The sequence below is a fragment of the Paenibacillus contaminans genome (assembly GCF_003285015.1).
In the GTDB taxonomy this organism is placed as follows: Bacteria; Bacillota; Bacilli; order Paenibacillales; family NBRC-103111; genus Paenibacillus_V; species Paenibacillus_V contaminans.
The window spans coordinates 15,097-28,096 of the sequence record NZ_QMFB01000052.1 but is presented as its reverse complement, the minus strand read 5'-3'; the positions used below and the strand labels follow the sequence as shown (position 1 = coordinate 28,096).

Genomic DNA, 13,000 nt, shown 5'->3' with positions numbered 1-13,000 from the left:
AATCGACTGGGAGGAAATTAACATGTCTAACAACGCTATGGTTTCAAGAGTAGAGAACGATCGGGTGCTGGTGCTGGAGCGCGTTTTCGATGCGCCGCGGGATCTCGTGTTCAAGATGTTCAAAGAGCCCGAGCATCTCAAGCGCTGGTGGGGACCGAAAGGCTGGGAGCTTCCGGTTTGCAACATCGATTTCCGGCCGGGCGGCGTTTGGCACTATTGCATGAAATGCATCGACAAAAACCAAGGCGATTTTTACGGCATGGAATCTTGGGGCAAAGGCGTTTATAAGGAAATCGTCGAGCCGGAGTCGATCGCCTACACCGATTATTTCTCGGATGCCGAAGGCAATGAGAACGCGGACCTGCCGGCGACCGAGGTCGCGATGGAATTCGTCGATCTGAACGGCAAAACAAAGCTGATCAGCCGTTCTCAATATGTGTCTGCGGAAGCCCTCAAAACCGTTATGGACATGGGCATGCTGCAGGGTATCACCGAAACTTGGGATCGTCTGGCAGAGAGCCTGAACGAGCTCAAGTAAGGAAATATGGGGCGGTCAACCCGACTTTGGATCTTGCAGAAACCTTATCGTACTTGATCCCCCGGGCTTCTCGTCAAAATAACAGGCTGCCGTTCGCCGGCAGCCTGTTATTTTTGTTGAACTCTTGCAGCCTCTTCCCCAGCATGACAACAACTCGATCCGACAAGAAAGCCATCCGCTCGCCATCCGTTTTTTCTCGAGCATCATATGGACCAGCCGGTTGTGATAATGTTCCGGGCGAGGGTCATCAAGTTCCACCCGAAAAGCTTCGATACCGCAGCAAAGAAAAGTCGCCGCCCCTCTCCAAGGGACGGCGCACGCTTGTTACTCGCTAATCCTCTTATAGTGATGCAGCATTCGCCAGATAAGGACGACCGCTTGAGCCCGGGTTGCTTCAGCCTGTGGCTGAATCTCTTTTTCCGACACTCCTTGCAAAAGTCCCATGCCCACGGCCTTCGCCATTCCGGCTCTCGCCCATCCCGAAATCGCCGGATAGTCGTCGAACTTTTCCAGCAAAGCGTCGTTCGCTTCGGGCTGCGGCTTGCCTCCCGAAAGCTTTTCGGCGGTGCGCAGGACCAGCATCGCGATCTCCTCGCGGGTCACATCATCGCCCGGACGGAACTGTCCGTCCGCGCCCTCCGCTATTCCGGCGCGCGCTGCGGCTTCGACGTAAGCATAATACCACTCGTTTGCCGCGACATCGCGGAAGGACGGGGTCCCCGGAGCCTCAAGCTTCAGCAATCCGGCGCCGACCAGCGTCTCGACAAGCAGCTTCGTCATTTCCGCGCGGGTAATGGAGCGATCCGGCTCGAACCGGTCCGGCGATACGCCGTCCACCAGATGACGGCTGACGAGCACTTCGACTTCCGAAACGCTCCAGTGTCCTTGCAAATCGCCAAACGGGCGATCGTACAGCAAAACGGCGTATTGTCCCGCTTCCGAAATATCGGTCCGAACGCGATGCTCCTTCGGCTCGACGACGCCTCCGACATAAGTCCAACCGGACGGCTGTCTTTCGTCCTGCCTGTAAATGCCGAGCCGCTCGACGTTCCATCCTTTCGCTAAGGCGGCATCGTAATCGATCAAAAGCGTGACCGGCCGTTTGGCCGTAAAGCTTCCGAAATCCAGCCCGTAAACGGGCGACATCGCCGTGTAACCGGAGCCCGGTTTCGACGCCGAATCGCCGCTCTTCGTAACGGTCAGCTTCCCGCCCGCCGACACGGCACCTTCCTTCACTGCCAACTCCAACATGCCATCGTAAGCGGAGAATGTTCCGCCCTTCTCGTCAATGGCCCACTCGATACGGGCAGGCGGTTTGGGGGTATTCGGCTGGGATCCGCCGCCACCGCCGGTACTGCCAGTGCCGCCGGTCCCTCCTCCCCCTGTTCCTCCTCCGCCTGTACCGTTACCCGGATCTGGCTTCGGCTGAGCGGTTTTCGTCTGCGCCGTAATCGTTACTGCGACCGATTCATTTCCGCTCTTATCCGTCGAGGTCAATCGGATCTCGTATACGGTATCTGCAGAGAGCCCCGTAATCGTATACGTTCCGACACTCGGCTCCACTTGCGCCGTCTGCGCCGAACCGGAGCCGTTCGCCGGTTTCCAGGCAAGCTTCACCTTCGCGAGATCAGGCGCTGCCGGATCGGTCCATGCCAGCCGGATAAGGTCGGCCTCCGTCCCTGCAGCCTTCAGGTCAAGCACTGGCAGCGGCGGAGTATTGTCGACGGATTCGGAAGCTCCGATCGTCCGGTTAAGCGTTACACCGGCGGATTCGTTGCCGCTGCTGTCGACGGCCGCCAGACGGAACTGGTACGCAAAACCCTCATGCAGATCGCCGATCATAGCCCATTTCGTCCCGCCGGATACTTCTATCGGAGTCCCGTAGTCCGGATCGGACGACTTCTTGTAGTACACGCGCACTTTATCAAAATCCGGATCGCGCGGATCGTTCCAAGCCAAGGTCATGTCATGGCCGGCGATTCCATCCAGCACGCCCGATACGTCGGACGGCGCTTGCCTGTCTTCGTCCGTCACGAGCACGCTGCGCCGGACATCCGCCGCAAGCGGTATCCCCGCATAGCTGGCGATCGAGCGGCTTACGGTCAGCTCGTAAGTTTGACCTGTCTCAAGCGGCGCTTCCGGCAAGAAGCGGATTCCTTGGGCAAGCGAACGGCCGTTAACCGTGACCGGATCGATGCCGTATACGCCACCGGTTACCGTTTCGCCTCCCCGGACGACCGTAATGCTATCCGGTGCCAGATCGTCCACCGATACCGGCTTTGAGAAATAAATATCGACCGACGTACCGCCCGGCTGCGCTATGGCATACTCGACTTCCGGAGCCCGGTAGGAAACGAGCGGGATGTTTACGTCGAAATGAGGCGGCGGCACCTCCATTTCATGGCTGTACGCCGTCTCGTACCCTTCCTTCTCGTACATAACCTGCCATCTGCCCTGCGGCACGTCCCAGCCGTACCGGCCATCGGCATTCGTAAGCTGCGGATTCGACTGACCGTACCACTCGGCATCCCAAACATGCCACTCGCCCGTAACCGGATCCTGCTCGAGCGCCGTCGCTGTTACGTCCTGCACGCGATTATCGGGAATCCCCTCGTAAACGTACCCGCTCGGATCCCAAATATATTTCGGATCCGCCTGCGGTTTTTTCTTAGGAGGCACCGGCTTCACCTTGCACGATTGCATGTTCAAATACTTTTCCAATTCGTTCAGTTCGCTTTCGACCATCGAGTCTAGCACATTTTCGGCGAGCAAACCGCTCAGCCAGAACGCGAACGCCGTTCCAAGCCCGAGCGTTTCGGGCCCCAGCACCAGTCCCGCGGCCTGCAGCGCCCATTTGATCGACTCGTGGATCATGATCGTTCTGCCTATGCCTTCAGCCCATGCGGTATAGTACTCGCTTGCTTGCGGATCGCACAGATTTTGCGCCCGGATCAGCAGCTCCTCGGCTTTCTTGAACAAGTCCGAGGCGCCGGCGATATCCTTCAAGCTTTTCAGCCTGTCGATCAATCCCATGACATCCGGCACATGATCCGTTAACGCATCGAGCGTCAGCCGAAGGGCGAGCCGGATCGTTTCCGATTTGGCTGACAGGGCGATAACCTTGGCATGTTCCTCTCCCTTGCCGTTCAGCGCCTGTTCCATGAGCCGCAATCCGGCCGCAAAGCCGCCTTCCCCTTTAAGCTCATCCGCCGGAATGTTGATGCTGAAATTCACGACGAGCGAATTGGCGTTCTTCGAATAGCCGACCGACGCTCCGTAAGCGGGAAGTCCGCTGTACTCCGCCTGCTTGCGTTCTTCGGAAGTCGGTTCGTAATCCGAAAGCCGCTGGACGGTAAACTGCGCATTCGCATTCATATCGCTCGACACTCTCGATTTGATGGTCGCCGTCTTTACCGAGGATGCCGTGCCGTCGATTACTGCGTTCATCAAATCATCCGGGACAGTAACCGAATCGATGACGTAATCTTTCATGCTGGCCGGCAGACGGTTCCGGAATTGCTCTTCCGTCGGCATCTTCTCGGCGTTGTCCGGATTCCACTTCGGCTTCGTCCGGTACGATACCCAAACGGGACCGATATCGTTTGTCGTCGCGATTGTAGCTTTGTAGACCCCGTCTACCAGTTGGGCGGAGACGAGATTTTGGCCCATTTGCACCGTTACGTCCCGGATCCGTTCCGGCTGACTGAAGGTCAGCTCGAACAGGAATGGCACATTCGGCACGACGACATAAGGGAACTTTGCCTGCCCCTCGGACGGGTTGAACGTCACCTTGCGTCCGTTCGCCTGCATCATGGACATTTGCTCCAGTACGGCCGCTTCCGGATCGACTTTGACGATCGCATCTCCGCTTGACAGCTGCTGCCCGCCGATTTCCGTTTCCGCCCGCAGCCGGTGCTCTTGCATGCCGGTCTCGGGCAATTGAACGGACATATGCCACAGTCCTGAAGACGATCCGACCGCATGACCGAGCGGCACATTGCCGTCAAACACGGTAACGGGCTTGCCTGCCGGAGCCTTGCCGTTCACCTTGAACGAAGGACCAGTTACGACAGACGGCGCTTCGATCGTAACGGGCACCGTTTCCACCCGGGCCGCCCCCAGCAGCTCCTCGCGCTCCGCACCTTCATAGGCGTAACGCAGTCTGGCGGTGACGGACGGCTCCGTATGGTACGCGGCGTCGTCCAAGGCGAGCTGGAATTGTATGCTGCCCGTCGCGTTCGCCGCGATCGTGCCGAGCGGTATTTCGACCGTTCGGCCGGCTTCATTCGCCGGCCCTGCTTGACCGTTCACGGCGACGGTGTCCGGAACGAAGCTCGTTCCTTCAGGCAGCTCCACGAGAAGAACGGCACGTTCGGCCGCCCCGCGCGGCTCGCCTGAATTCGCATAGGTCGCGCGGACTTGGACGAGACTGCCCGGCGCCGCGGAGCCCGACATGATCTGGATTCCCGATCCGTTCCGTCCGGCGAACTTGCCCGATCCGTCCAGCCGGATTTGCCCAAGCGCCTTGCTTTCCCCTGCTGCGACTTGAAAATGGACCGTTTGAGCCGCCGTAGGACGATTCGGGTTGTCGCTGACGTATAGTTTGTATGCTCCGGCTTCGGAAACGTCGAATTTGAACGATTCGCTGTTCAGCAAAAGCGTTGTCACATAACGCTGATTTCCATTGTCCCCGGTGCGGTATAAATCGCCGCGATAGTTAGGCTGCAGGGGAAGCCCATCCGGCTTCTCAATTGATCCGGTAACGGCCGATCCCGCGCTCTCCAGATAAATATCGATTTTCCCCGCCTTGTTTTCGTCGATGACCGTCTCGGCGCAGGCTTTCGGAAGACCCGCTTCCACCCCGTCTGCGCATATTTTTACGGTGTCTCCTTCTTGCGCCCTGACACGGGCCGGATCGCCGTACTCCAAAATCGAATGCGAGGAGTAGATACGGAAATGAATAGCGACCCGCCAATCGAGATCTAACGGACCTTGCCAAGTGCCGCCGGGAAGTCTCGTATACAGATTGATCGCGACTCTGGCATCCATGTTCAAAAGTTTGACGTCCCGCTGCACGGTCCCGCCCTCCGCGATGTCCAGCCGAACCGGCTTGGAGCGTATATTCGCATTGGCTTTCCCCACCGCCTCCACGGTAACGGAGCCCGCCGGAACGTCTAACGAAAACCGGCCGCTCGCGTCCACGTTTACCGCGCTGCGGAACGATTCGTTATAAATATGGACGACAGCATCCGATGTCGGCTTTCCTTGCGGATCAAGCACGTTTCCGGACAACGATCCGCTCGGCTTCGCTTGCGGGGAGACCGTCGTTTCGTTCCGCTCCTTGTCAAGAACGAACGAAGAGGTCACGGGCAAGTATGCCGGCTGATCGGCCATATCGGTCGTCAGCGTTACGGTTTCTCCGACGAATGCGGCTTTTGTATTCGCGATGATGCCGTCCGGTCCCGTCTTCCCTTGCTCCACCCATCCGCGTTTTCCGCGAAGCACATACTTGACGTCCGGAAGAGGCGCTCCGCTGCGGTCGAGTACCGTGATGCGAAGCTTGGCTTGCGGCTCCAGGTAAGCTTCGGTCGGCAGTCCGTTTTTGACCGCTATGCCTTCCTTGTTCCAAACGACCGTTTGGTGGCTGCCGACAATCGTGAACGAATAGTTCTTTCCCGCAGGCAGCGGAATTTCCAGACCGCCTCCCGCTTTGGCGACGCTGCGCCAAGTGCTGTATGCTTGCCCCCGAATCGTCAAGTAGGCGTCGTTTGGCCCGAAATCGTCCGGAATCGGGTGAACGTTAACCTTCAAAGTGCCCGTAACCTGCATGTATAGGCCGTCAACTTGCCTTTCCGCGCTTCGCCCGGAATCGTCGGTTACGCTAAGATTCACTCCGCGCACCTCGGTTATTCCTTCGTCCAGCGGGAACGCTCCGTTATACCCGCCCGGGATTCCGGTATCCGGTGTCATAGGAACGTCCTTCGTCCGCACGACAGGCTCATCCAGCAGCTTCCCGGATTCGTCGAACCAGGACTTGTAGGCGACCGTCATCTTGGCATAACGGTTCGCTTCGCTCCGGAAGCGGACTTGCAGGCTGCTGCCCGACACGGCGTGTTTTGTAGCGCCTACCCGGATCGTCTCGACGTTCCAAGCCGGATCCGCAATGGACAGATTGGACGTACGGATCGAAACCTCGTCGGAAAAAGGCACCTCCGTTCCAGACCCCGTCTTTTTCATTACGTAATAAGCATATTGCGTATCGCTTAACAGCCCCGTATCCGTAAACGATACCGCTGCCGGATCGTTCACGGTTCCAGCCAATACCGGATCGGCCGCTCCCGTCCGGCGGTAAACGGCAAATCCGGCAATGCCGGTCTCGTCGGACGGAATCGTCCACGTTACCTCCGCCCGCCCCCCTGGGACATAAGCGACGCTAAGAAATACTTTCAGATGGATCGTCGTTTCCTCCGTCAATCCTTGGCGTACCGTATAAGTCCGCTCCTCCCGCAGCGGGAGCTCGCGCCCGAGCGAGGATCGAAGCTTCACTTCGTAGTCTCCTGCCGGAAGACCTTCGAACGCATAAACGCCGTTGCCCGACAGCTTGATTTCTTCCGTCAGATTTTGCCCTTTATCGCGAACCGTCAGCACCGCATCCTTAAGACGGGCCCCGTCTTCGGACCGAACGCCAAGCTTCAACGTTCCGCCTACGGGGATGTCCGCGACTTTATCCAGTTCGGCGGTAACGCCGCCTATCGCAAGAGAGACATGTACGCTTAGGATCTGTTTGACGCCTTCCGGAACGGTATAGGTTACCTTGTAAATGGGACTTGAGGCGTTCGATGCCGCTAACGGAACCTCGGCGCTGTCCGTCGTGCCGTCCGTCTTTACATAATCGATGCGGGCGGCGGCTTCGCCTCCGGGGCTTCCTTCCGCCTCGACGGCCAGCTGCCCTCCGACGGATGCATAGCCGCTGCCGCTTTTTGCGATTGTTGCGCGAACGTCCTGCAGCCTGACGTCGATTTCCGTCTTCGTCGTTGCGACTGCCGTTAACCCTGTCGCGCTTTCATTGCCCGCCGCATCAACCGCTTTGACGGTAAATACGTATTCGGTCCCGGGCTTCAGTCCCCAGACTGTTCCCGTCGTGCCGGTTCCCGGGAACGATTCATACGGATTGTCGCCGTAGTAGATCCGGTATCCGGCGACCGCCCGGTCGTCCTCCGCCGGGGTCCACGCAAGCGCGATAAATTCCGCTCCCGCTTCCTTCACTTCCGCCGAGCCGCCCGCCGGGAACACAGGGGGCACCGTATCTTCCTGCGGAGACTCCTGCGTCGAGACCAAGAAAATATCGGCTGTTTTATTGACGTCGCCGAATATCAGGTTATCCGCTTCGGATTGGAACACGATATAGGCTCCGTCGCCGCTGATTGCCGGCATGCTCGCGCTCCCATTGCCCCAGCCGCCTTTATACGTCAAGCTCGCCGGCTTCGTCTCGCCGGTCTGCCTGTCGTATACGTAAATATCGGCTACAAAGTTCTTATCCGCTTCGTGAATATCGGCCGCTCTCGTCGCATAAGCCACATACCGGCCGTCAACGCTGATCGACGGTGCCCCGACCGAATCGTCTGGCGCTACGCCGGTCAAGGAACGGCTCGCCAGCTTCGTCTCGTCCCGGTCCCGGTCATAGAGGTAAATAGCCGGATTCTCCCAGTCGCCGTAGTTCTCACGAAGGAAAGCGACGAATCGGCCGTCGGCGCTAATAGCCGGATCGTAGAACACGGTTTGCTCTCCCGGGAGCGACGATATTCGCTTCGCCGTTTTGCCGGGAATATGGTAAAGATAGATGTCTTTGTCGTTATCCGTGTCGCCAGTGTCGAGATTGTTCGCTTCGGTGGCGAAGGCGACGTACTGCCCGTTCCCGCTCAAAGCGGGAGCTTCGCTGTCGGCGTTCGGAGCCGTACCGTCTACCAGTTGCAGCAGCGATAACGAATCGCTCTCCCGATGGTACAAATACAGATTCGTTTGATCCGCCGCGCCGGGCACCAGCTTCGCATAAGAGATAAAGGCAATAACCGATCCGTCGTCGCTGATCGCCGGCCTAAAGCTGTCATCGTCGCCGGAAGCGCCCGTTGCCGTCCGGCTGATTTTCGTCACGGCATCCGTTTCCCGATCGTACATGTAGACGTCGGTTACGAAGCCGTTGTCGTCGTCCGCAGTCAGATCGTCCGCATAAGAAGAGAAAACGATATATCGTCCGTCTCCGCTAATTTTGGGCTCGAAGCTTAAATTGTTTGCCGAAGCTCCGCCAGCCGTTTTGCTGATCAGCCGGATGCGGTCCGTAATCCTGTCGTATAGAAATACGTCCGTTTTGCCGTTCGTATCCCGCTCGACCAAGTTGCTCGAATCGGAGTCGAAAACGATGTAGCGCCCGTCGTCGCTTATGTCCGATCTTGTTCCCGGCCCGTTGCCCTGCTTTCCGCTATCCGAAAGGTTTATACTCGAAATTTGCTGCCCATGAGGCAGTCTGGCCGTTACGGAATCGGAGGTTGAACGGTTGCCGTCAGCATCTATGCCTTCGACGACAACCTCGTATTCGGTTCCGTTGACGAGCCCGTTCAATTGCGCCTGCTGCATACCGGCAGGAAGGAGCGGCCCCTCCTTGAACGCGTCGGCCCCTTTTTTCCTCCATTTCACCTGAAGACGGGCCAAATCGGGATCGCCGGGATCGTTCCAGCGAACGATCATGCTGCCGAGATTCGGCTGCAGCGCGATATCGTCCGCCTTGCCGGGAGGATTCGTTTCCCGCTTAGACAGCGTGGAAGCCGATACCGACAAAGCCTCCTTGCTCCAGTTATACGAACTGTCACCGGGTTCAACTTTGAATGTATAAGCCGTACCGTTCGACAAGCCTTCCGCCAAATAAGCGGTCCCCGCAACGATATCGTGCAGAACTCCGTCGCGGTACACTTTATAAATGACCGGTCCGGCTTCGTCCTGAGCAGGAGTCCAAGTTAACGCTATATAGCTGCCGCCGGCGAGCGATGCGCTCAGCGACGCGCCAGGTCCCCAATCCGGCGGATTCCGGTCATCCTGTTCTTTGGCCGGCAACTCCCGGAAATAGATGCCGCCCAAATAATCGTCTTCCTCGGGCTCCGCCAGCAAGTTCGTCGCCAAGGAATCGAATGCCGCGTACTTGCCGCTTAGGCTGATGACGCCCTTCATGCTGTCCCGGTCGCCCGGCTCGCCTGCGGCGGATACGCTCAGCAGCTCGGTTTCACGGGTGATCCGATCGTGCATGTATATGTTCTTGTAGTAAGCATCCGGTTGAAGCTCGTCGTCGGAATGAAACGCGACCCATCTGCCGTTCGCGCTGATCCAAGGCGAATCGTTCTCGTCGAAGCTCGGCTCGCCGGAAAGTTTGACGCTGACGATCTCCGTCGTCTTCATCACCCGGTCGCGGACGAAAATATCCTGATTATACGTGTCGTCGCCCGGAATGAAATTTCTGGCATACGAGGCGAATGCCACGTACCGGCCGTCGGCGCTGATGGCCGCATTCTGGCTAGTGGAGTCGCCTTCTTCCCCTGCGGACGATACGCTGACTCTCTCCGTTTGGCCTGACTTCGTATCGTATACGAAGACGTCTTTTTTGCCGTTCGTATCGTCAGGAACCAACTGCGCTTCGTCGGAAGTAAAAGCGACGAACCGGCCGTTCGGGGTTATCGAAACCCGGGTCGTTTGCGGATATTTGACGCTTCCGTACATCCGGTCCGTGATCCGCGTAACCGTATCGTTCCAGCGATCCTTGACGAACACGTCCCAGTTGTTGTTCTCATCTTCGGCGACGCCGTTCGCGCCGTACGAAGCGAAAGCGACATAACGCCCGTTTTCGCTCAATCCGTAAGGCCTGTCGTACGTATACATGTAGCCAGCGCTTACGTTTTCGGCGACTTTTTCGATCCGCCCCGTCTGATTGTCGTACAGGAACAGATCCTCCAGCGCGTTATTGTCCGGCGTATCTAGCAAATTCGTCGCCTGCGAAGCAAAAAGCACGAATCGTCTGTCCGGACTCATGATCGGAGCAAAGCTGCCTCCGTCCGCCTCGGCCCCGCTTGGCGCCGCGCTGATCCGCTTCGTAGTCCGAGATTCCCGGTCGCGGATGAAAACGTCCTCTTTGCCGTTCGTATCGCCTTCGATCAGATTGCTCGCTTCGGACGAGAAGGCGACCCACCTGCCGTCCTCGCTCATGGAGGAATACCGGCTGTTTCCTTCGGATCCGCTTCCGCCGCTGCTTACGCTGATCTTCTCGGTCGCGATCGGGGGCTTCGTCCGTACCGTGACGGCAGGACCGTCCGATGTCCGGTTGCCGGATCTGTCAACCGCTTCCACCTTGAAGCCGTATTGCGTATCCGGCGTCAAGCCCCGTACTGTGAACGGAGACTGGACGAAACCGTCAAGCTCCCGTCCGTCTTGAATGAGAACGTAGCGGACCAAGCCCGTTTCTCCCCCTGCCGCCGGCCATTCCAAACGAACCGTTTGATGGCCTGCCTCTGCAGGATGAAGAGCGCTGCCGGACGGCCAAACCGGAGGCGTCTTATCATTCCGATCAGGCACGACGGCCAACAAAGCACGGTTCATACTCCACGTGCCGCCCGTTCCTGCCAAGATCGCCTGACGTACCTCGTCAGCTGTCAGCGAAGGAATCGCCGACCGCAACAAGGCGGACGCTGCCGCAACATAAGCGGCGGCGGCGGCGGTTCCCGTCTTCGCTCCATACTGCCCGCCGGGCAGAGTGCCGAGGATTTGCTCTCCCGGCGCCTGCACATCCGCCCCCGGGTTCGAGCCTGGTAGCGGAGCCGACGCTTGATTCACCGCGCCTACGGAAATGACGTTAGGCAGCGCAGCAGGGTAAAAGGCATCCTCGCCGCCGTTGCGGACCGGCAGGCCGTCGTCCCCGGCGCCCGTTACGACGGTAATTCCTTTGGCATGCGCTTCTAGCAGCACTGCGGACATATAGCTGGGAGCGTAAGTCGAGCGGAAACCGTAGCCGATATAAATGACGCTCACGCGTTCGCCGGAAGGCCCGCTCCAGTCCAGCGCTTTTTCTGCGGCTGCGGCGACGTTCAACTCGTCTGCCGCCGTGTGAACCGGCAGAATGGAGACCGGCAGCGTTCCTGCCGCTCCCGCCATGCCGATGCCGTTGTTTGCGATTGCCGCGATGATGCCTGCTGCATGCGTACCGCTCTCGGCATCGTCCGCTTCTCCGTCGGCAAGAATGCCCTCCTCCGATCCGCCGCACGGCGTCTCCCCCGAACCGGTGCAGTCGATCGCCGGATACAACTTGCCGGCGAGATCGGGATGTCCGGCATCGAAGCCGCCGGCGATTACCGCGACGACGACGGGAGCCGGCGAATAAGTCGCCGTGCCGACCGTATCCCATGCAGCCTCCGCTTCGACCGCTCCGAGCGCCCATTGCTGCGCGTACATCGGATCGTCAGGCTGCGAAGCTAGCAGGCCGTAAACGGCATCCGTTACACTGCCGTCTCCCATAACGGCCACCGGGTAGGAATGGACCGTTTCGTCCCCGGCGCCGGCCGTGGACACGGCTCCGTCTCCGAAGGCACCAGACTGGACGTCGCTCAGCAGCTTTTGAAGCAAACCGCCTTCTCCCCCTCCCCCGGGCAAACCGGGTGAAGCCTGCATGGCCGGCGTAACGGCCCCAAAAATTAGCAGAAAAATCATGCACATATGAATTGCGATTTTAACCTTGCGCGATTTCCATCGACTCGGAATCACTGGACTCTCCTCTTTTCCATGGTTCATTCACATATGTAAGCCATTGTAAACGCGGAGAAGCGAACTGAGGAGGATGAATTTCTTTCACCCTCCCATCCTGCAAAAGAAGCTTCCCCCTAAATCAAGGGACCGTCCCAAAGCGTTCGCATAACATGGGAACGTCCCAATTTCCAAACGAAAGGACCTCAACTTCCACTATAAAGTAGAAGTTAAAGTCCTTTTTCTCGAGGAAAATTGGGTTATGCGAGTCCAGCTCGCCGATGCCGGATCATCCGTGCAGCAAATGAAACATCGCTTTTTTAGGCATCCGTACAGTCACTTGGTTATTTACCTACGTATGATGCACAGGAAAGAAAAGTTCCCGTACTAAACAATTCGATCTCAAAAACCGATCCCCTTAATAAGGAGTGAAGTAAGATGGCTTTTGCGCCACAGTCTCCTCCCCCTTCTTTCATCCCGGAGAAACCTGAAGTTTCTTATATAGTTGACTGCTTATATAATTACACTTACGTATGGTTATGGAATGGAGAAAACTTCTGGTTTTACCCGACTCGCGTGGAATACGGCGAAGTTTCCGGGTATCGATGGAACGGGGCGTTTTGGATGTTTTATGGAATTGATCCTAGACTAATAAATGCCGTTTCCTGTCCTCCAATTCCAACTTTGTAC

The 13,000-nt window shown here is 57.9% G+C and carries 2 protein-coding genes; one reads left to right on the top strand and one right to left on the bottom strand.

The window, feature by feature from the left end:
• The first annotated feature begins 22 nt into the window (after positions 1-22).
• A complete protein-coding gene (locus tag DQG23_RS39880; protein WP_113036634.1) occupies positions 23-538 on the top strand; it encodes an SRPBCC domain-containing protein in 516 nt (171 codons plus the stop codon).
• A gap of 324 nt (positions 539-862) precedes the next feature.
• Here DQG23_RS39880 and DQG23_RS39875 read toward each other — a convergent pair whose 3' ends face one another.
• Entirely contained in the window at positions 863-12,331 is an 11,469-nt protein-coding gene (locus DQG23_RS39875; RefSeq protein WP_158560948.1) for a fibronectin type III domain-containing protein, read from the bottom strand.
• Positions 12,332-13,000: the final 669 nt, after the last annotated feature.